The sequence below is a fragment of the Rhizobium sp. RSm-3 genome (assembly GCF_001854685.1).
GTDB classification, from domain to species: Bacteria; Pseudomonadota; Alphaproteobacteria; order Rhizobiales; family Rhizobiaceae; genus Rhizobium; species Rhizobium ecuadorense.
In genome coordinates, this window is sequence record NZ_MAWZ01000030.1 from 12,892 (window position 1) to 33,445 (window position 20,554).

Annotated in this window: 12 protein-coding genes and 4 pseudogenes; 10 read left to right on the plus strand and 6 right to left on the minus strand. The window is 57.8% G+C overall.

Annotated features, from left to right (window positions below):
• Window positions 1-294: 294 nt before the first annotated feature.
• Window positions 295-918 (minus strand): annotated as a pseudogene (locus BBJ66_RS33605) (acyl-homoserine-lactone synthase).
• Window positions 919-1,352: 434 nt separating this feature from the next.
• Here BBJ66_RS33605 and repA point away from each other — a divergent pair.
• The 3 genes from repA (at window position 1,353) to repC (ending at window position 4,953) form a co-directional block, all read left to right on the plus strand.
• Window positions 1,353-2,567: a plasmid partitioning protein RepA gene (gene repA / locus BBJ66_RS22320; protein WP_011053501.1), complete on the plus strand. Its 1,215-nt coding sequence runs from the start codon at window positions 1,353-1,355 to the stop codon at window positions 2,565-2,567.
• Window positions 2,564-3,589, plus strand: a complete 1,026-nt coding sequence (gene repB, locus BBJ66_RS22325) for a plasmid partitioning protein RepB (protein ID WP_004672729.1) — start codon at window positions 2,564-2,566, stop codon at window positions 3,587-3,589. The genes repA and repB overlap by 4 nt, the downstream gene beginning before the upstream one ends.
• Window positions 3,590-3,744: 155 nt before the next feature.
• A complete protein-coding gene (gene repC, locus BBJ66_RS22330; protein ID WP_011053503.1) occupies window positions 3,745-4,953 on the plus strand; it encodes a plasmid replication protein RepC in 1,209 nt (402 codons plus the stop codon).
• 450 nt (window positions 4,954-5,403) lie between these two features.
• Here the strand turns inward: repC and BBJ66_RS33615 are convergent.
• Together BBJ66_RS33615 and BBJ66_RS22335 are read right to left on the minus strand one after the other, a co-directional pair.
• Window positions 5,404-5,615, minus strand: a pseudogene (locus BBJ66_RS33615) (IS3 family transposase); the annotation flags it as partial.
• Entirely contained in the window at window positions 5,569-6,528 is a 960-nt protein-coding gene (locus BBJ66_RS22335) for an IS4 family transposase (RefSeq protein ID WP_041684010.1), read from the minus strand. The pseudogene BBJ66_RS33615 and the gene BBJ66_RS22335, both read right to left, overlap by 47 nt.
• Before the next feature lie 105 nt (window positions 6,529-6,633).
• On the opposite strand from BBJ66_RS22335, the pseudogene BBJ66_RS22340 reads away from it, so the two are divergent.
• Together BBJ66_RS22340 and BBJ66_RS22345 are read left to right on the plus strand one after the other, a co-directional pair.
• Window positions 6,634-7,268 (plus strand): annotated as a pseudogene (locus tag BBJ66_RS22340) (integrase core domain-containing protein); the annotation flags it as partial.
• Window positions 7,269-7,352: 84 nt separating this feature from the next.
• The gene (locus BBJ66_RS22345; protein ID WP_011053284.1) at window positions 7,353-8,321 is read left to right on the plus strand and encodes an IS481-like element ISRel2 family transposase; all 969 of its coding nucleotides are present in this window, start codon (window positions 7,353-7,355) and stop codon (window positions 8,319-8,321) included.
• 1,046 nt (window positions 8,322-9,367) lie between these two features.
• Here the strand turns inward: BBJ66_RS22345 and BBJ66_RS22350 are convergent.
• Both BBJ66_RS22350 and BBJ66_RS22355 read right to left on the minus strand, forming a co-directional pair.
• Window positions 9,368-10,285 (minus strand): recombinase family protein, encoded by a 918-nt coding sequence (locus BBJ66_RS22350; RefSeq protein ID WP_008534020.1) that lies wholly within the window; start codon window positions 10,283-10,285, stop codon window positions 9,368-9,370.
• Window positions 10,286-10,993: 708 nt separating this feature from the next.
• Window positions 10,994-13,350: pseudogene (locus BBJ66_RS22355) on the minus strand (hypothetical protein).
• Between the two features lie 230 nt (window positions 13,351-13,580).
• Here BBJ66_RS22355 and BBJ66_RS33630 point away from each other — a divergent pair.
• From BBJ66_RS33630 to BBJ66_RS22380, 5 genes are read left to right on the plus strand one after another with little or no spacing between them, the layout of a single operon-like run.
• Window positions 13,581-14,063, plus strand: coding sequence for a hypothetical protein (locus tag BBJ66_RS33630; RefSeq protein WP_128146186.1), 483 nt, complete (start codon window positions 13,581-13,583; stop codon window positions 14,061-14,063).
• A complete protein-coding gene (gene hxsB / locus BBJ66_RS22365) occupies window positions 14,060-15,466 on the plus strand; it encodes a His-Xaa-Ser system radical SAM maturase HxsB (RefSeq protein WP_071089843.1) in 1,407 nt (468 codons plus the stop codon). Before BBJ66_RS33630 ends, hxsB begins: the two co-directional genes overlap by 4 nt.
• A complete protein-coding gene (hxsC, locus tag BBJ66_RS22370) occupies window positions 15,463-16,542 on the plus strand; it encodes a His-Xaa-Ser system radical SAM maturase HxsC (RefSeq protein ID WP_071089846.1) in 1,080 nt (359 codons plus the stop codon). The genes hxsB and hxsC overlap by 4 nt, the downstream gene beginning before the upstream one ends.
• On the plus strand, window positions 16,539-17,183 hold the full coding sequence (gene hxsA / locus BBJ66_RS22375) for a His-Xaa-Ser repeat protein HxsA (RefSeq protein ID WP_071089849.1): 645 nt from the start codon (window positions 16,539-16,541) through the stop codon (window positions 17,181-17,183). The genes hxsC and hxsA overlap by 4 nt, the downstream gene beginning before the upstream one ends.
• A 24-nt stretch (window positions 17,184-17,207) precedes the next feature.
• Entirely contained in the window at window positions 17,208-18,368 is a 1,161-nt protein-coding gene (locus BBJ66_RS22380; protein ID WP_071089852.1) for a hypothetical protein, read from the plus strand.
• On the opposite strand, the gene BBJ66_RS22385 is transcribed toward BBJ66_RS22380, so the two are convergent.
• Window positions 18,362-20,296 (minus strand): DUF4236 domain-containing protein, encoded by a 1,935-nt coding sequence (locus tag BBJ66_RS22385; RefSeq protein ID WP_244511734.1) that lies wholly within the window; start codon window positions 20,294-20,296, stop codon window positions 18,362-18,364. The genes BBJ66_RS22380 and BBJ66_RS22385 overlap by 7 nt on opposite strands.
• Window positions 20,297-20,554: the final 258 nt, after the last annotated feature.

The window sequence follows — 20,554 nt, forward strand, 5'->3', positions numbered from 1 at the left end:
GCTGGCGGGCTTGCTTATGTCCTGGGTCTTGACAAGCTTCTCGGAGATATCGTCGGCGCAAACGGCAAAGGACGTTTCAAGCGGCAGAAGTGTTCCCTTGCGCAAGGAGCGACGAAACTATTGAAGGTAGAGTGGAGCGCTTGGGCCGCGTCAATGCCACCAGCCTCAAACACGAGCCGCGGTTTACCAGCCCGTTCTTCGATGCATCCTCATCTCTGCGAAGATGCCATGTCGCCTTCCCTCATCTGCCCGCGCGAACCCTCCTAAGAGCCTATCGCCACATCGTCCAAAGCTTCATCCTTCGTGGCGCACCGGTTCGAACCGAACAGACCAACAATCCGAGTCGCACCGAGAAGGATGACGGCAACTAGATCGGTAGTTGGGCGGCCGCAACATCAGAAAGGTCTCAGCGTTTGCTGGACGCGTGCCTGCGATGGCGGTGGTGGCAACGATCTTCTCTGGCTGCCCCAAGCGCGGGAGAGGCCATTCGACGCTAGCAAGAGTTCGCTCGAACCTGATATCCGTTACCGCAACGACTTCGCTGAGACCACCTCCCAGGCACCATTCTACGATGCCGGCGAACAAGGTCAGCGTTGCCTCGTGAACGGAACCATCTCCCCTCCCCTCCCCTCCACTCTTCGAGGTGTCGACGCAAAAGCGAGAACTCTAGACCATCAGGGGATTGGCGTTCAGGCGGCCCTTCGGGAGCAGAGACGGAAATACGTCTACCAGCATGGTCGGTCCCATCGCAGACAAATCGCGTGCACATCCTGCAAGTGGTCCAGCCGCGGTGACATCCAGGATGGCAGTCGGGGCGAGAGCGTCAACCCCATCTGCCTCGCACTCGTCGACTACTTCTACATCCCAAGTGCGAGTGGAAAAGATCCTCGCACGTAGCCTATGATCGTCCTGAAGCAGCTACGCTTCGTAGTAAATTTTTGGTGTCGAGATCGCGAATACCTGCATGAATTTCTCCGCCGCCGTTAGGCGCCGGGAACTCTGCACGAATTGGAATCGGGCGTCCGTTGTCGAATGCTTACGGTTTTGTGCGAGTGAGTCGCGGCAAGGGGATCACCGACTTTGCCGAGGTCTTCTGCTTTTCGTCTAAATCGCCGGGGCACATTTGTAGGATTCACAATAAAACACACCATGACCAATCGGTACCGCGGTCTTGCTAAGCTGCAGGATATAAACGGAAAAATCCATTTACTCTACGTTCCGGGTTTATCCACGTTAGCCTTTCGTTAACCTAAAACCCCTTGCTCAAAATGCAGAATCGGCTCTAATAGCTAGTGGCGGAACTTTAGCGGTTTCGCGAAAAGTTCCGCCACTTGCAGGAAATGGATTTTGAGATGGCGAAAACCGCAGCAAACACAGCGCCGGTCGTCGAAGGGTTGACCGCATTGATGGAGCGTCATGCTGACGCTCTCTCCAGCCAACTTCAAGCACATCATCTCAAGGTCTTCCCGCCGACGTCCGAAAAGGGCATTCGATCCTTTGCACCGTCAGAAGCCTCAAAATTGCTTGGCATCGGTGAGTCTTATCTTAGACAAACTGCTTCGGAAATGCCTGAACTGCACGTTAGTATGAGCCCTGGCGGTCGACGCACGTTCACGATCGAAGATATTCATTCAATCCGTAAGCACCTGGACCTGATTGGCCGCGGGAACCGGCGCTACCTGCCCCATCGTCGCACGGGGGAGCAGCTTCAAGTCGTCTCGGTGATGAATTTCAAAGGCGGCTCGGGCAAGACGACGACAGCCGCGCATCTGGCACAGTACCTGGCAATGCGTGGCTACCGGATTCTCGCGATTGATCTTGATCCCCAAGCAAGCCTTTCCGCACTCTTCGGCAGTCAGCCAGAAACTGACGTTGGTCCGAACGAAACACTCTATGGCGCCATCCGGTATGATGACGAGCAGGTCCCAATCGAGCAGGTTGTCCGAGGAACGTACATCCCGGATCTTCATCTAATTCCTGGCAATCTTGAACTGATGGAGTTTGAGCACGATACCCCGCGCGCGCTTATGAACCGGAAGGAAGGTGACACGCTTTTTTACGGTCGGATCAGTCAGGTCATCGAAGACATCGCGGACAACTACGATGTCGTCGTTATCGATTGCCCTCCCCAACTTGGCTATCTCACGCTTTCAGCTCTGACCGCCGCAACCTCGATCCTCGTCACCGTCCATCCCCAGATGTTGGATGTAATGTCGATGAACCAGTTTCTGGCGATGACCTCGAATCTCCTTCGGGAAATCGAGAACGCAGGCGCCCAGTTCAAGTTCAATTGGATGCGCTACCTCGTCACTCGTTTTGAACCGAGCGATGGCCCGCAGAACCAGATGGTGGGCTATCTGCGTTCGATCTTCGGCGAAAATGTCCTCAATTTTCCGATGCTCAAGACGACCGCCGTTTCGGACGCTGGCCTGACGAATCAAACCCTCTTTGAGGTTGAGCGCGGACAGTTCACGCGCTCGACCTATGATCGGGCCTTAGAGGCGATGAACGCCGTCAACGACGAGATCGAAACTCTAATCAAAAAAGCATGGGGTAGAACCACATGAGTCGGAAGCACCTCCTTGACGTCACCACGGACGCGCCCGACAGCTCATCAGCTGCTGAACACAGAGCGGCAAAGACTCGCTCCATGCCGCTTCTCGGCGTGACCAGAAAAGAACGAGATCCAGCGACGAAGCTGACTGCAAACATCGGTAACGCGTTGCGCGAGCAAAATGATCGTCTTGGTCGTGCCGAGGAGATCGAGCGGCGTCTCGCCGAAGGTCAGGCCGTGGTTGAACTGAACGCGTCGTCAATCGAGCCGTCCTTCGTTCAGGATCGCATGCAAGGTGATATCGAAGGACTTCTTGCATCCATCCGCGAGCAAGGACAGCAGGTCCCAATCCTTGTGAGACCTCATCCCGTTAAACCCGCGCACTACCAAGTTGCCTTTGGACACCGCCGGCTGCGCGCCGTTTCGGAGCTAGGACTGCCGGTCAAGGCGGTTGTTCGAGACTTGACGGACGAGCAGTTGGTTGTCGCACAGGGTCAGGAAAACAATGAGCGCGAAGACCTCACCTTCATCGAAAAGGCACGTTTCGCACACAAGCTAAACAAGCAGTTTCCACGAGAAATCGTCATCGCGGCTATGTCAATCGATAAAAGCAACTTGTCGAAGATGCTCCTGCTTGTTGACGCCCTCCCCTCTGAATTGATCGATGCCATCGGCGCCGCTCCAGGCGTTGGACGCCCAAGTTGGCAGCAATTGGCAGAGCTGGTTGAGAAAGCATCGCCTCCGGCAGGCGCTGCGAAATATGCTGCCTCGGAGGAGGTGCAGGCGCTGCCGTCGTCGGAACGGTTCAAGGCAGTGATCGACCATCTGAAACCGCGTCGGACTGCGCGCGGGTTGCCAGACGTCCTGTCGACCCCCGATGGCGACAGGCTTGCGCAGGTCACGCAGAGCAAGAGCAAGCTAGAAATTACCATTGACAGGAAAGCCACGCCGGATTTCGCGGCTTTCGTACTCGAGCATTTGCCGGCGCTTTACCAGGAGCATCGCGCAAAGCATCAACGGAAACAGGGAGTGTAACCCGCAAAAGAAAAGAGCTCCCTCAACGTCGCCGTCGTGGAAGCCCTTCTGTCTCTGTAGCAAGAACAGAATCGCATTTCCTCGAATCCTCGTCAAGAGTCTTTGGCGCCGTTTTGGTGAGCGAATTTCCTTTGCCTGCTGAAAGGTGAGAGACAATGCAGTCGGGGAATGTAGCGACGCCGTTCGGGCGGCGGCCAATGACGCTTGCGCTCGTGCGGCGCCAGGCGGCAATGGAAATCAAGCATGGAAAAGCTGCCGATAAGTGGAAAGTGTTGAGAGACGCTTCCGCCGCGATGGAACTGCTCAAGATCCAGTCGAACAGTCTGGCTGTTCTTGACGCACTTTTGAGTTTTTATCCTGACAATGAGTTGCGTCAGGATGCACAATTGATTGTCTTCCCCTCGAATGCCCAACTGGCGCTTCGGGCGCATGCAATGGCGGGCGCAACGTTGCGGCGGCATATTGCCATTCTGGTGGAGTCGGGGTTGATCGTCCGTAAGGATAGCGCCAATGGCAAGCGCTTCGCCCGCAAGGGCGACGATGGCCAGATCGAGAATGCTTTTGGCTTCGACCTGTCGCCCCTCCTGGCGCGATCGGAAGAGTTGGCGATGTTGGCGCAAAGAGTGGCGGCCGAGAGAGCCTCGCTCAGGAAAGCCAAAGAGAGCCTTACAATTTGCCGGCGGGATGTTCGCAAACTTATTACTGCTGCAATGGTCGAGGGCGCCGACGGCGATTGGAAGACGACCGAGGACATCTACATTGCGCTCGCGAGCAGAATTCCGCGCGTTCCGACCCTTGAAGGGGTCACTAGCGTTCTCAATGAAATGGAGATGCTCCGTGAGGAAGTGCTTAATCGTTTGGAAAACCTCGAGAATGCTGAAAAAATTAGCACCAATGCTGCTCATATCGAGCAGCACATACAGAATTCAAAACCCGAATCCGTAAATGAATCTGAACCACGCTCCGAAAAGGAGCAGGGGGCAAAGGCGAGCTTGAGCCTTCAGCCGAAGAATGAATCGCAAAGGGCGTTCCCCTTGGGATTGGTGCTCAAGGCGTGCCCGATGATCAGCGACTATGCACCGCGCGGCGTGGGAAGCTGGCGAGATCTGATGTCTGCCGCTGTGGTGGTTCGATCTATGCTGGGGGTAAGCCCTTCCGCCTACCAGGATGCCTGCGAGGCGCTAGGACCGGAGAATGCTGCGGTGGCAATTGCGTGCATCCTGGAAAGGGCTAACTTCATCAACTCTCCTGGAGGCTATCTGCGGGATCTAACGCGCCGAAGTGAGCGCGGTGAATTCTCGCTTGGCCCGATGATAATGGCGTTGTTGAAGGCCAATGGGCAAGGCGGTTTGAGGGCTGGGTAAGTGCGGCTGATCGTTATTCCTGCCGTTGAGGATTTCGGTTGTGGTCAGCTGACCACCAAGCTAACCTCTTGGAAAACACCAACTTTCAAAGGCGGCTTGTCGCAGGCATTGTGCCGGTTACCGTCTGGCTCCCGAGCCAAATGACGCCTCTTAGGGGAACAGTAGACCGTGATCTCAATACGAACGCGCCCAAGGTCGCGCACGAACAAGACCAGGAGCGAAGTCTTCGCACGAAATGGCAGCCGCCTTTCATCAATTCATTGGCACCGGCGCGGCAAATCGCAAGGCGGCCGGCTGTGCCGGCTAATCGCGAGTGGGCGATGGCGCCGCATGGATAGGACGCAATAGGAACAACTACCTGCTGCCATCCGCAGCGCCGGAATCTACGGGGCTGATTCGCGGCGGCACTTCCACAACACTGGGAGAATTCATCAACCGCTATCTTGGGCGAGGTGACGCAATGAGCCACTCGACCCTATGGTCTTTTGACCAGGCAAGAATGGCATTCGAGGTGAGTTTGGTGCCGTTGTCGGAGAGATCATTGCGAGTTTCGAGCGAGGCGACGACCGGAGATCGAGGTGTCCGGGGATCGCCGCGAGGCATTCTCGCGTCGCGTCATCGACGATGTTGAGCACGCGAAACCCCCTTCCGTAAGCGAACTTGCAGGCACGCGCGCACCGATCCTGGCCAACGCGAAGGCTCTGCCCGCTGGTCGCTGGATTTTGTTCGTGACCAAAAGCAAATGATCCAGTGGAACATTTCTCCACCGAACGACTGAGGCATATACCTATCTCGCAAGGCCCAGCCATCGGCACAGTATTTGAGTCCGTTGAAGAAGGTGATGGGTCCAGGCGGCTTGGAGGAGGCATAGCCGTTCCAGCCGCCGAGTTTGGCGATGATCCAAGCGGCCCAGGCGAGCGAAGCTTTGGGATGGGGATTGGATTGCAGCTTGGTCTTGCCCTTGAAGCGGCTTTCGAGGGCGGCGAGCGTGTTGATCTCGTGGGGACTGACTGCCAGGCTTGCCGGGTGAGGATCGCCGCCACTGCGGTCCTGCACGAGTTGGAGGACGATTGCCGCGGCCTTGGCGGCGATGGCGACGAGCTTTTCCAGCCGCGGCGCTAACTGCAATTGGCTGTCTTCGATCTTGAAGCCCTGCGTCTTCATCACCCGGAAGAACTGCTCGATCATCCAGCGCTGCTTGTACCAAGCGACGATCTGCCAGGCGTCAGTCGCACTGGAGAGCGCATGGGTGGTCAAGAGCAGCCAATGCAAGGGCTCGACACCGTCGGGTGCGTCCGGTTCGACGACCTCGACCCAACTGAGCCTAACCCCGTCGGGCAGCCCTTCTTCGCGCAGGTTTTGCGGTCGCCTGATCGTCGCCTGGCCGAAGCGCAGGCACAACGTTGCCTGCCGCGCCGGACGGTCGGCGCGCTCGCGCAGCTCGATCGTTTGGGTGTCGCAGAACCGAACTGTCTCTACGACATCACGCAGTTTAGAGCCGCCGATGAGTGCATGGTCATGCATGACGCGCGACAAAAGATCGAAGCGTTGGTCGGGCAGGCGCGCCCACATCATAAAGAAGTCGCCCTATTGCGCGACCTCGCGACCGGCGACCGGCGACCGGCGACCGGCGGCTTCGGCGGGGGGGGGAGCGCCGTTGGGGTCGACCGCATCTACGGGCTCTATCGCGAAGAAGGACTTTCCGTTCGCAAGCAGAAAAGCCGGGGCGGCACTGTCGGCACGCGTGGCCCGATCCTGGTCGAAGCGAAGGCCAATGCCCGAAGCTCGCTGAATCTCGTTCACGACCAGTTCGCTTGCGGAAGGCGGTTTCGCGTGCTCAACTTCGTCGAAGACGTGACCCGCGAATGCCTGGCGGCGATCCCGTGCACCTCGATCTTGCGTCGTCGCGTCGCTCGCGAACTGTCGGTCCTCATCGAACGGCGCGGCAAACCGGGGATGATCGTCTCCGACAACGGCACGGAATTCACCTCGAATGCCATCCTTGCCAGGTCGAAGGATCATAGTGTCGAGTCGCACGGCATCACGCCGGGAAGCCGATGCAAAACGCTAATGTCGAGAGCTTCAACGGCCGGATGCGGGACGAGATGGTCAACCAAAGCCTGTTCCTCGGCTGCGATTATGCCCGAAGCGCCATTGCTGGGCCGACGATTACAACCACTTCCGGCCGCACTCATCGCTCGGACCAGACCCGGGCACGTGATGCAGATACCATTGCCGCAACCGGCTCCAACGCTGCGCGAGATGAAAGCTTCGCGTTTCCGCCACTTGGCGTACTCGGAGCGCGCAGGCTCTAGTTGTGAGCTTTCGGGAGGTTGTCCATTCAAAGCGGATTTAGGAGACTGGAGCTATCACACCTCGAGTCGGAAGGATCGCCGCGAATGAACATTCATAAGAATGCCCGACTGACGCCGTTGCGCCGGGAACAAATGGCGCTTGCTGTTATCGAAGGGCATCTGACCCAGGCTCAGGCAGCACAGGCCTATGGCGTCGCGGCCAAGATCGTCGCCCGTTGGGTCGAGCGTTTCAAGGCCGGTGGTCGAGAGGCGATGCTCGATCGTTCCTCCCGACCTCATGCCATGCCCCGGCAGACCAGTCAGGCGCTGGCGGAGCGCATCATCACGCTTCGCCGCCAGCGCCTGACTGGCAAGCACATCGCGATCGAAACCGGTGTATCTGCAGCGACGGTGAGCCGGGTTCTCAAGCGCGCAGGCCTCTCCCGCCTCAAGGATATCGAGCCGGCCGAGCCTGTGCGTCGTCATGAACGCCAGGCTCCCGGCGAGATGATTCATATCGACATCAAGAAGCTCGGCCGGTTTCATGAGGTCGGCCACCGCATCACCGGCGATCGCACTCGCCAGAGTTCGCGCAGAGGCAAGAGTTGGGGCGCCGGTTGGGAATGCGTTCATGTGGCCATCGACGATGCCTCTCGCATCGCTTTCTCACAGATATCGCCGGACGAGACGAAAGAAAGCGCCGTGGCCTTCTTGAAGGCGGCATTGGCCTATTATGCCAGCCTCGGGATCGCGGTCGAGCGCGTCATGACCGACAATGGTCCCTGCTACACATCAAAGCCATTCGGCCAAGCTTGTCGCGACAACGGCCTCAAGCACGTTCGCACCAGACCATATACGCCTAAAACCAACGGAAAGGCCGAACGCTTCATCCAGACCGCCCTCAGAGAGTGGGCCTACGCCGTCGCCTATCCCAACTCGGACATGCGCGCCGCCGAACTGCCACGATGGCTTCATCGCTACAATTGGCACAGGCCTCACGGAAGTCTAAACTCAAAACCACCAATCACTAGGCTCGCTCTTACCCAGGACAACCTGTTGAGGCTCCACATCTAGTCGCTGCCGGAGAGGATTGAGTGCTAGGTCAGCGGGTCCACTGATCGAGGTTTTTCGCCAGACTCTGCTGTCGTGGGCCAGCAAGTCTTTTGGGGTGGGACGCACTGCCAACAGCTGCTTTTCCGGTGGTCAGCTGACCACAGCTACAACACTCTGAAAAGAAACGACATTTTCGGGCGCTACTATGGACGGCGCATGACCCGCTCCTCGCGCCACCTCTCACAAGATCGGTTGTGTAGAGATAGGTACCGTCCTGTCGCCGCCATGGGTCGCGGGGTCTTGGCGGTCATTTTTGATCGTACATGACGTTCTAAGGGCATTGGTCATGGTTGCCCGGGTAGAATGGCCGACAGCCCTTCTATGCGGCTGGTGTAGTAAGGTCAGTTGATGCACGGAGCCGATTGAGCGGCTTCGTGTTCGAACGAACAATCGCGGTGTTTGTCACGACTGAAAGGAGACATTGCTTTGTAATCTTAACGGCGGTCTCCGCAGGATGCTTCAGGACGAAGACCTCCCAGGCTTCGAGGACAGTCGAAATTTGCTGGTCGTAAAACGAATGTTTGCAGATCTTCGGCCGTAATCATTCTTGTAGGAAATATAGCTGGCGGCGCGGACAAATGGCTCAATCAAATTGTCGAGCATCCTTGAAAGAACGCCGAAACGCGGACGGATTGTAAAAGAAACAAATACTGTCTGACTGAGTTCCGGCTCGCGCCCGAATTCGTCGTGCAGCCGAGACGGCTTTTTGGTAGCGAGGGGAGCGGCTGTCCTCTGCTTTTACCCGCGCCGCCGAGGGTCATGGCCCGCGCGCCTCTGCGGATCATAATCACCGCGGCTGAAGCCTTCAGCACGTTCCGGGGGAGGGGGCGAGCAGGCGGAGGAAGCCGGCTCCGCGGCGAGGATGTAGGCGCTGAGCTGAAACCGCGGAGCGATAGCGACTAGCGGTCCTGGCGCTACAGATCCCCAAAGGCCGGACCTGACGGCTATGCAGTCGAATAGCGACAAGAAAAGACTCTCTGCCATCGGGCGTCGGATGAACCATGCCCTCAACGGCGAATGAGGCCAAATCGGTGGGCTTCGTCCAGCAGGACCCGCACCGAGGACGGTTGCCAGTTCTTGCCGCTGCGCACAGGCCGTTCTCCCATCTGGTCCAGTTGCGCGGCAATGTCGCGCAGCGACAGGTTGGGATCGGCAATGGCAATTGCCGCCACCAGCTTCATCAGATAGTCTTCGGGAGCCCGGCGAGGGGATCGAGCAAGGAGTTCCTTCTCCGCGAGCTTTTCGCGTACCATGCGATGAACAGCGCGACGAAGGCGTTCGACGGTCCAGTCGTGGCCACGGCGATTGAGAACCCGCACGACATTGTCCCAACTGTGCTGCGGCCGGAGTTGACGCACCATCGGCAGCCACGTCTGCGCCGATGCAATGAGTTCATCGAGATAGAGCTTCTCCCGTGCCTGCGAGATTGCCTTGATCGCCTCCGGCCGTCGTTCTCGCAGACCGGGATTTCCAGGAAGCTTGCCGCGTGCCTTCGCCGCCTTAATGCCGGCTTTGGTACGCTCAGCGATTAGCGCCCGCTCGAGCTGCGCGACGGCGCCGAGGACCTGAAGGGAAAACATGCCCTGCGGGGTCGACGTATCGATTGGATCGCGGATCGACCGGAAATGCACGCCGCGGGCCTCGAGGTCCTCGATCACCGACAAGAGATGACTGACGGATCGGGCCAGTCGATCGAGGCGCACGACAATGAGGACGTCGCCGGCGCTAAGTTCAGCGAGTAATCGCGTCAGCACCGGTCGAGCCCGCGATGCTCCGGAACCATGCTCCTGATGGATCCGATCGCAGCCGGCTGCACGCAGCTCGTCCAACTGGGCATCGTGGACCTGTTCATCCGTCGACACCCGCGCATAACCGATCAGCCGCTTGGGAGATTGTTGGTTGTCAAATGTTTGTGGCTTTGCCATCGCGCTTGTAACGGCCCTGTCTCGAAGTAGTTTGTACAGATAAGGCATGCGTTAGAAATCGAACAGTTGCAAGCGTGTTTTAGGCATTGAATAGTAGCCCGCCAGACTCGAAATGCCGCCGCAGACGAGCAACGGAGCGTCCGGATGAGCAAACGCGCGTCCGCGGGCTTCTCTGGCGGAAATGCCGGAAAAGCAGCGGTTTCGGAGATGGCTGCGAGAAGAGAACCCTGCTGAAGAGCGCCGGCGCATAATTCCGGAAGCGAGGCGGGACCACGTGCGCCGACTGCGGCCGTTGAATTCTGTCTTGGCTAGTCCGCTCATCCGGGGCTCAATCACCCTAGAAGCCCGTGAAACCGGGCGTTTCCGGCGATCCAGGACCACCGACAAACTGATCTACGGCCTGAAATCCATCACGTCCGATAAGCAGTACTTATCGGAAGTGAGGAGTCGGCGCACCAGCCGTAATAAGTAACAGAAATAGAAGCGATAATCACTTCCGTGTGGGAAAAGAAGAATGTTAATTCATATGGTTAATGACATGTGAAGACCTCAAGCTTCAGTCAAGTTGCCGGTGGTGCACGCGACGAAAGGAGCCGAGAGAGTATTCGAGCCGAGGCCGAGCCTGCGCACCACTTCGGTGGCAAGCTCGGCCGAGAACAGTGAGCGGACCGGTATGCGGACAGCGCTCAGCCAGTGGCCCGTGCCGGCCTACGCCGCCTCCCAGACTTGGTTCAGGATTTTTGCCGCGAGCGCCGCCTTGTCCTGCGGCAGAAACCGGCCATAGTGCTGCTGCACCACATCGGGCGTATCCTGGATCGCATAACTCGCCTGCTCGTAGGATCCTGTCTGCTTGAGGATATGCGTCGCCAGAATATCGCGCACGTTGTGCGGACCGTGCGGCAGCAGACCCTTGATGGCGCCGCGACCGGTATAAGGGTTGTAGATGCCATATCGTTGAATGACGGTCCGCCAGGCTTCATAGAAGGTCGTGGAGTCGTATGCCGCGTCGGTGCTGATCGTCTTGACCGTCTTCACGAACAGCGTGCCGGGATCCTGCGCGCCGGCGAGCAACACAGCGCGATGCCGGTCGATATAGGCGTCGAGGTATTTGTAGAGATCGAGCAGGTCGGGCAGGATCAGCCGGAACGGTTTCTGGCCGAAGAAGGACGAACTGGAATTCTTGAAGGCGACGGACGGAGTGAGCACTTTCCAGCCACGCTCGCGGTCGCTCCAGCGCGGCTCCCCGCACTTCATGTCTTCCAGGCGGCGCTCCGACGCGGGAAAATGACCGCGCGGGCAGACGCGAAGCTGCCGAAGATTCTTTTGCCGCAGTCCCAGATGAAGTCCGAGCCGCAACATCAGGAAGGAGCGGACCGCTTCAGCCGCTGGCCGCGGATAGAAATGCTCGTCCGGCATGCGCTTCAGGATCTCGTCCGTGATTTTGCGATACTCTGCCAAAGGGCTCTCCGCTTCCAGGATCACCATGATCGGCTCGAAGGGATCGCGATGCACCCGCATGACCCGTTGAACTTCCTTGGAGCGATTGGCAGCATGCCGATGAAACGCGTCGCAAGCGCCATGCCAGTCGCGCGAAGCGAATTCGATCTCCTCTGGGGCGATCAGGCCTTCGATGGGTCTGACATTCCTCAGAAGCTCCGGATGCTGCCGGATCCAGCCGACCTCGGCACGGGCGAGGGCCTGTGCGACCATCAGCATGTCTTCTTCCCACTTGGTGTAGAAGCCGCGCCGCTGCTCGCGCCATTGCAGATACCAGTCCCAGACGCCTGGGAAAATCAGCAAGCCGAAGGTCAATTGGCTGAGCGGGACGCCGCGGCGCTTGACAATGCCGGAGGGTGAGGCGGCCAGCGCCCCGAACATCAGCCCGAGATGCTCGATCTTTTGCGATGCCGTTTCCTCGCCCCACACGCCATTGCGCTGGAAGCCGATCGCCGTCAGTGTCGAGGTCTTGAACCGGATCAGGTCCGCCATCTCCATCGCCAGCCGCGGCGGCGCGTCGACTACGCCGGAAAGAAGATCTGGATCCTCGAAGGGGCCGTCCGCACTGCGACTGGCGCCGCCAGATAGCACGCCGGATCGAGGAGACAGGGATCCGCCGCCATAGGTGATTCCGGGAAAGCGGATGGCATAGCGTTGCTTGCTGGCCGCCGCCTGGTATCGGCGATAATCGGTGGAACCGGAGATGATGACACGCCGCACCCAGTCGATGATCTCCTCGCGCTTGGAGAAGGGCAGGCTGCCAAAGTCATCCGGTAGATGCCACGCCAGTCGCCGCCGCTCGGCAGGGCTGATATCGCCAAGGTCGTGACCGTTGAGCGAGCGAGCCTGATGCGGGAGCTTGGCCTTGAAATATCCCTCCGCCAGAAGGTAGCGCCACTCGATGCGGGCGAGGATTTCGAAGCTGGCAATGGACCTCGGCGCGCGTTCACCCTGGATCCATGACAACAGGGTCTTGTGGTCGAAGTTCTCGCCGAGGCGAATGATGGCGCGATAGAGTTGCCAGTAACTGTCGCCGAACCGGCGCATCTGGTAGATGAGCGCGTCCTGAAAGCGCTCGGGATCTCCCGCCGCTTCGAACAGCGGTTCGGGAAATTCCTGGATCGGCTTTGGCTTTGCGCCTCGCGGCGCAGAGGCGGGTTGGGTCGGGGTGTTGTCGCCGCCCAGCCGTTGGGGCTTACGGGTGGAGGATGCCGTTGGCGCTGTAGCACGACGAACGGGTTTGGGCGATCTGGTTTTTGGTTTTGGCCGCCGAACGTCTTCCGCCGCGGGTGGCATGCCGAGCCAGCGGAGGATGGCGTCGAGGCCGGGCGCAGGTGGTTTTTCAGCGCCGGTGTCAACTCGTCATCGATCCCACAGGCTTCACCGATCGTCGTCCAGTCGATGCGCCCGTTCAGCAAAGGCGGCGACTTGCGATAGGTGATCAGGCTGATGAGGTATGGTCGGATATTTTCCAGGACGTGTTTCGATGCGATCGGCGCAATGCGCACGTCGCAGAAGTCTGAGATTTTTCGTTGAAAATGACGTGAGGAAATCTCTTCTCTTGGCATGCTCGCAGTCCCTCTCGGCCCCAATGCCGAGGGCGAGCGGAAATAGGGGTTGTCCTTTAACAAACGGTATATCCGAAAGTGCAGAAGACCCGTCGCGGTGGGTGTTTTGGGTTATCTTCCCCGGGAAGGGTATTGAACTGCGCCCATTTTGACCAGACACTCAGCAAAACAGGAGGGCTCAAGCACAGGCTGGTTTGAGCCGGAGAAGACGGTATCACCAAGCGCCAGACGTGACGGCGTTGCAAGAAGCCGAGATGGGCTTAGGACCTCCGTCCGCGAGATCACTCTCCTTCCGAACTGGTTTCCGGCCCCATAAGGGTGATGAGCGTCAAGTTATTCTCAGGAAAATGCAATACAACCATCTGGTGATCAAGCGGCCGAGTTGCTACAATCGATGCGAAGAGGGAGTCGATCGCCATTGTCCGATGGAAAGAACAGAATTCAGCACGCCGATCCAGAGATATGAACGACGCACCTTAATCGATATCGACGAAGCGCATCGACCTTACCTTGCTGCGGCCATCCTTCGTTTTAATGCGATGAATGCTGTGGCGAAGGTCGAATTGTCTACACAAATAACGTTATTCGATGACGGTTCGCCGCTGATCGACGTGTTGATTTCGGATTTTCAACACTGCCTCTATCGCGAAAAAATTTATACAGAGACGCTTCCCCTGCGAAGGGCGCTCATCAGTGGTGTCCTCGGGCGATGACCGTCTTCCCTCTGAAATTCACGCGTTTGGCTTCTGATTACCTATTCGTTGACGACGCCGGTGGATATTTCCGGGCAGATGGCAGATTCCTTGAGCGATACGCAGGTGGCGATCTGACTGCCTCAGATAGCAGGTTTCTTCATTCGAACGGGCATGCATTCGATGAAGTCGGCGACCCAGCATATATCGGATTTGCATATCGGTGGGCACAGCGACTGCATCGTCCGCAGGAGCTGAACTACGTCATCCTCGTGCCGACACTTCGCTGCAATTTGGCGTGCGGCTACTGCCAGGTGTCGCGGGTCAACGAAAACACCAGTGGGTTTGACTGGACCGAGGACACGCTCGCCCAGGTTCTTCGTTTTCTCGATGGCATGGACACAGCAAGTGCGAAAATCGAGTTTCAAGGCGGCGAACCGCTTTTGCGATTGGATCTGTTGGAGACGGTTCGAGAGTTTGCGCGGCGCAAATTCAAGGATGTAACCTTCACCGTTTGCACCAATCTGCAGTCTGTTTCCGATGAAGCCTGGGCGCTTCTCGACGCTTCGGACACATTCGTTAGCACGTCGCTGGATGGCGACCTTTCGGCTCACCAACGGCAGCGGACAATCACATCCCGCGGCACCGACCAGTTTGTTTCGAACCTTCGCTATGGGATCGGAAGGCTAGGGCAAGGGAAGGTGTCGGCGTTGCCCACGCTTGATGTCAACAATTTGCCAACCCCGAACCAGATCATTGAGACGTTCGGCGACTTCGGCTTTCGTTCCATTTTCCTCCGGCCTATCAACCATCAAGGTTTCGCTCGGAAGCGATACCAGACAATGGGCATGGATGAGCGATGGAACGACTATCATGGCCGATTCATCGATGCGTTGATCGAGCACAATTGGACAGCAGATTTCCCTGTCGAGGAATTCTACTTCACGCATTGTCTTCGCCGGGTGCTGCGCGGCGGCCATAACCACCATGTGGACCTTCGCAACCCGAACATCCTCGGTAAGGACTACCTGGTCATCGATTTCGACGGCACATTTTATCCGTCGGACGAAGCCAGGATGGTGACGAGAGTGGGGCAGATCGACCTGAGTGTCGGCAACCTTTGGGATGGCATCGATCAGGCAAAGCTGGATGTCCTGAATGAGGAAGCGACTAACTCGTTCCATCCAGATTGCATCCACTGTCCATACCAAGCGGCCTGCGGCATTGACGTGATCGACGACCTCTCCCGGTATGGTCGTATCGACGTGCCGAAGCGTGACACTACCTTCTGCCGACGCCACACCGCGATCTTCGACAAGATATTCGAGCTGCTCTATTCGGATGACAAAAAAGCTCACAAGAGCCTTGCGGCATGGGCCGGAATTCCGGAGTTCGATCCTTCGCTGGCTCCGACACACAGATGATCGATTTGCGGCTCAAGATCGATGACGTTCCAATCGACCATCCAAGTATCATTCGCCTGCGCACCGACACGGTGGAGAGTGAGCATGATGCTGTCCTGATCGATCGTGACCACGAGAGTCAAATCTTCGATCTCGCGGGCTATTCGCTTCGCGTTTACTGCGATCCCCAAACCGATCTCGACGGCGACGTGCTCCTTCTAGTACCTGGTCGAAACTCGGCTCATCGATTGCTGCGAGCAGGGTCGAGGCACAACACCTTCCTGGTTACCGAGCAATGCGACCAGCTCTGCGTGATGTGCTCGCAGCCTCCGAAGAAATATCACGCCGACCTCTTCGACCAATTCACAGTCGCCGCCACCTTGGCCCCGGAAAACGCGCGCATCACGATATCTGGCGGTGAGCCGCTGCTGCACAAACGAAGACTGTTTCAATTCCTCGTCGCCGCTGCGAAGGCCCGACCCGACATCTCATTTCATGTTTTGACCAACGGCCAGTTTTTCGAACCTGACGACATTGCCCTACTTGATGAGATCGGAGATCGCGTCCTGTGGGGCATTCCACTGTATGCACCTAACGCCGAACTTCACGACAGCATCGTTGCAAAGCGGGGTGCCTTTGCAACGTTGTCGCAGAATTTCGTGACGCTAATGAGGGCGGGGGCGGCCGTCGAGCTTCGGACGGTTGTCCTTCAGCAGAACTGGGATGTGTTGCCACAGCTTGCGGACTACGCCTCGACCCGGCTTCCGTTCATTGATGTCTGGGCCGTCATGCAACTAGAAAATATCGGTTACGGCAGAATGAATTGGGCGCATTCGTTCAAGGATACGTCGCTGGATTTCGGCCAACTGCGGAGCGCCGTCAATCTCGCGATTGGGCGCGGTATTCATACTCTTCTTTACAATTTCCCGCTTTGCACGGTTCCCCCACTGTACCGGCATTTGGCACCAAGCACGATTTCAGACTGGAAGAACAAATTCCTGGAAGAGTGCGGCGAGTGTACGTTGCGCTCCACTTGTGGTGGATTTTTTGAATGGTATAAAGCTGATCAGGGGTTTGGGGGACTGTCACGACAATGAAGAAGCGCAAGGTTTACCTGGTGCCGTCATTGATTGCGGCCGGGTTCATGCCGTCGAAAGGTGATGCAGCGCCACTTGTCGGCCTTACCAAAAAGAAGCCAGAACCCACTCTCTTTGAGCGGCTGCAGGTCAAGCAGGTCTACACCCTCGCAGGTCATAGCTCACATTCGAGCCACGCAAGTCATAGCAGTCATGCTAGTCACGCGTCAGGCTCTGGTGGCGGATACGTTGTGCCGCGCGGCGACTACAACAACAGCGCGACCTATACGCAGCCCGACCCGACGCCGAGCTATTCGCCCAATCCGGAACCGGTCATCAGAAGTCTACCGACGACTCCCAACATACCGGCGACGACTTCGACTGGCAGCTATTCGACGGGGGTTGCCCCGCAATCTTCCTCGGTGAATACAGCTCCAATGCCGCTGAAGACGTTGCCGGGCAACTCAGACAAATTCCGGCGTATCGTTATTCAGGTTCAGACCGCTCTGGTTGCCTTCGGCTATTTCGGCGGCCCGGTAACAGGGCAGGTCGACGCCGCAACGAGGGTTGGACTTAATAAAATGCAGGATGCTTATGGGCTGAAGGTGACCGGAACGATCACGCCTCAAGTTCTCACAGCTTTTGGTATTTCAACAAACTAATCCGATCAGATTGGGGAGGGAGCGATGCGCTCGTCTGTCTTCGTTTCCTGCCTGATTTCATTGGCCGCGCTAATCGCAAGCCCCAGTCACGCAGCGATCAGATTTGCCCATGTGAAAGCGGCGAACAACGACATCTTGTTGATTCAAGGAACGTTCGAGCCCAGCGATCTTCCTGATAAGCTCGAAGCCGAAATCAAGAACAGCGCTCCGAAATTCATCGCGTTCATTTCGCCGGGCGGTGATACAGATGCCGCGATCGGATATGGCCGGGCTATTCGTCGGATGAAGCTTTCGACGCTGCAAGTTTCGGGTTCGAAGTGCGAGGCTGCATGCTTATTCGCCTTTGCCGGTGGAGTGCGGCGTTTTGCGGAAGACGGCTCGATGGTTGTTGATCGAACACTTCTCTCGCCGGGAAGCTTGAGCCCGCAAACCGGCACCGATAGATACAAAGCCTACTTTGCGGACATGGGCGTCGACTCCACCTTGTTCACGTTTGTCACCGATCTGACTGACGGCGATCGACGGGTGCTGTCGCTGATCGACATGGCTGGCTTTGGTCTCGTGACGGGGCAGCCTACCCCCTATCTGGCACCGACGGCGGAAGAGACTGCCGTATCCAACGAGGCGCCCTCGACAGCATTGAACGAAGCCGCGCTACAGTTTTTCCTGGAAACACAGCGGACCTGGTCGACGAACGAAGGAATGTCCTTCCTCGCGAACAACTACGGAGATCCCGTTGTCTATTACGGCTCTCGGCGCTCGAAGGCAGACGTCCTAAACGAGAAGCAACAGTTCGCTGAGCGGTGGCCTGTGCGCATTTATGCCGTTCGGTCTGGCACAGCACACGCAGCATGCTTTGATATCTGTACCGTCTTCGCTGTAGTCGATTGGTATACCTACAGCCCCGCCCGTAAAAAATCGTCGTCTGGCGCGGTAAATGCAGCGATGACATGGGACCCCGCGACCCACAAAATTCTGGCGGAGAACGGTAAGATCACGATCAAGGACAGCTCGGTGGCTGGACCGGATCGGATTATTCGTCGCTGGCTGACCGACAACGCTGCGTGCTCGTTATCGTACGCGCAGGACGCTTGTAATTCACAAGCACTGCTTCTTACGGAATTGACCAACAGCGGCTGGTGCCGCAAACCCGATGCGACTTGGGGGCCGTGCACTCCTCAATAAGTCCGACCGCCGGACTGGAAGGTGTTTTGCACCTTGGGCGTGGTTTTTTGACGCGAAACTGGCCGTTGACCAAGCAGCTCCTTCGGTACCCATCCCATCGCTGACGGACCACCAGAGACATGGACCCATCCGCTTTCCGTCTCAAGGATGGCGAGCAATGCATTCTGACCGACTGCGCCGACCGGGATGTATTTTGCACCGGGTCCATCCCTCAGTTGGAAGGGCTGCTTCATGTAAGCAAACTTTGGCTCCGGTGGGGCGATGTAAGGCGGGGCAGGCGGCTCTGATGCCGCGTCCAATGTAGACGCGGCGGGTGCGGTCGCGGCTGCCGCAAGCGCCTCGAAGATCGTAGGATCGGGTGTCGGCTCCTGATCAGCCCCAAGGGAGGCAGGTGTCGAAAATGCCGGATCATTTACTGTCGCCGTAGCGTCAACGTTCGGTGCCTGGACTACGACTGCCGGCTTACCGGTTTCCGAAGCAGAGCCAGAAGGGGTTGTGGCAGGGGTCACCATCGTCGACGGTGATGGTGACCCTTGTGCTGAACCGGCAGCAGAGGACGCGGGCCTCCCCGGCGTTGACGATGACGATGCGATTTGCCCTGAACTGGTGGGAACAGCGGCCTGCGTTGTGACGGGCCTAGTCGATTTCTCCGCGTTTTGGAGTGCGGCAATAGCAATAGGAAGTCCAAAGATGCCCCCCATGATGAGGGCTATGGCAGGCACAGCGCTCTTTCGTCTCTGTTCATCCGGCAGAGGCGAACTTGGTGCCACCGGTGGCGATACTGACGTCGCGGTCGATGGGATCGCTTTCGGGGCTTGTGCAGCCTCCATCTTTGCCTTCGCTAAAGCTTGGAGAGCGGCGACGAAACTCGCCAGCTTTCCCACTTGCGAAAATTCCAGTACCTCGTTGAGACCGCTGTCGCTTTGCAGATGAAGGGTATCGTACAGACAGACAGGCAGCTGGCGGTTGTTCCGAAAACGCCGATCGGGCCCGCCATTCTTGTTGGGGTGCTGCCAAGTGCGGTCGACGACCTTCGCGTCATGAGGGACATGACCATCTTCGATAAACCGTGACGCTTGCCAGCGAGCGCGGAGATCAGAATATGACATTGCACCGAAGCGCGAATTGTGGGCGACCAAAGCAACGTCTGGCATGAAATAAATTATCTGCTTGCCGACGTGTATCGAGGGCGGTGTGATGTTGCTCTTGATAACCTTCGGCAAAGCGTAGGCGAGCTTCGTGGCGGTTCGCTTCACCAGGTGGGATGCGCCTGCATTTCTTTTCCAGGTCGTTAGATCGTTGATCGCACCGCCGGCCTCGATATGCCATTTCCCGGCACAAGAGCTCAAATTGTCGAACGCCGCGATCGTTTCCTTGTACGCCTGCTCGACCGGACCATCGATATCATAGAAGAGAACTGTCGATCGGCGGTACGAGTCGAGCCACGACCCTACCGCCCAGGCGGGAAGGGTCGCGATCAGGACCCAAATCCCCACTGGCGGCGCTTTCGCCAGCACAAGGATGCCGAGGAGAGCCGTGAGCCATCCGAAAAGAGCCGACAACCGCCATTGATTGGCCTTCGCGTTGATTTCGTCCAACACTTCGCCGAAGTTCTCGTCGCGCATCAACAAGACGTCGCCGGACTCGAACTCGATCATGTTGACCGCAGGTACTTCAAAAGTGACCTGAGCGGGCAGTGGCTCGCTCACAGCCCTCTGTCGACGTTGGCCAGCATTGCCAAGTGACGCTCGATAATACAGTCCACCTCGTCCGGCATGAATATAGTGGCCCCGAGGTCCGGTACCGACCCTTAAGCCCTTCGCGCCGACAGAGACGCCGATACCTCCTTGGGAAAAATTAAACCGGAATGGTCCCGCCTTGACTGACTTGCGTATGTAGAATGGCACCCCATGCCCCCCCGGTCCCATTGCAACGTGGATGTTACACAGATTCCTGGCTGCAACGAAGAATTTTGTGGCTTGGCTTTTCAGGTCCGGCCCCGCGAAATTTGCATACCGTTGTGTTCGCCGATCGATAGCCGCCAACAGCTCATAACGGTAAGGCGGTTCAACTCTACAAATCGCGGTGAGCCGTAAGCGGTGTTTTCAGGCCACGGCTTTGAGATCGGGCTTTGCGGCATAGGCCCACGGCAGCAGATCATCGATCTGGCTGTTTGGGTGGTCGTT

Coding starts and splice junctions, on each gene's coding strand:
- repA (WP_011053501.1), top strand. CDS start 1,353: ATGGCGAAAACCGCAGCAAACACAGCGCCGGTCGTCGAAGGGTTGACC.
- repB (WP_004672729.1), top strand. CDS start 2,564: ATGAGTCGGAAGCACCTCCTTGACGTCACCACGGACGCGCCCGACAGC.
- repC (WP_011053503.1), top strand. CDS start 3,745: ATGCAGTCGGGGAATGTAGCGACGCCGTTCGGGCGGCGGCCAATGACG.
- BBJ66_RS22335 (WP_041684010.1), bottom strand. CDS start 6,528: ATGATGTGGGCGCGCCTGCCCGACCAACGCTTCGATCTTTTGTCGCGC.
- BBJ66_RS22345 (WP_011053284.1), top strand. CDS start 7,353: ATGAACATTCATAAGAATGCCCGACTGACGCCGTTGCGCCGGGAACAA.
- BBJ66_RS22350 (WP_008534020.1), bottom strand. CDS start 10,285: ATGGCAAAGCCACAAACATTTGACAACCAACAATCTCCCAAGCGGCTG.
- hxsB (WP_071089843.1), top strand. CDS start 14,060: ATGACCGTCTTCCCTCTGAAATTCACGCGTTTGGCTTCTGATTACCTA.
- hxsC (WP_071089846.1), top strand. CDS start 15,463: ATGATCGATTTGCGGCTCAAGATCGATGACGTTCCAATCGACCATCCA.
- hxsA (WP_071089849.1), top strand. CDS start 16,539: ATGAAGAAGCGCAAGGTTTACCTGGTGCCGTCATTGATTGCGGCCGGG.
- BBJ66_RS22380 (WP_071089852.1), top strand. CDS start 17,208: ATGCGCTCGTCTGTCTTCGTTTCCTGCCTGATTTCATTGGCCGCGCTA.
- BBJ66_RS22385 (WP_244511734.1), bottom strand. CDS start 20,296: ATGGGACCGGGGGGGCATGGGGTGCCATTCTACATACGCAAGTCAGTC.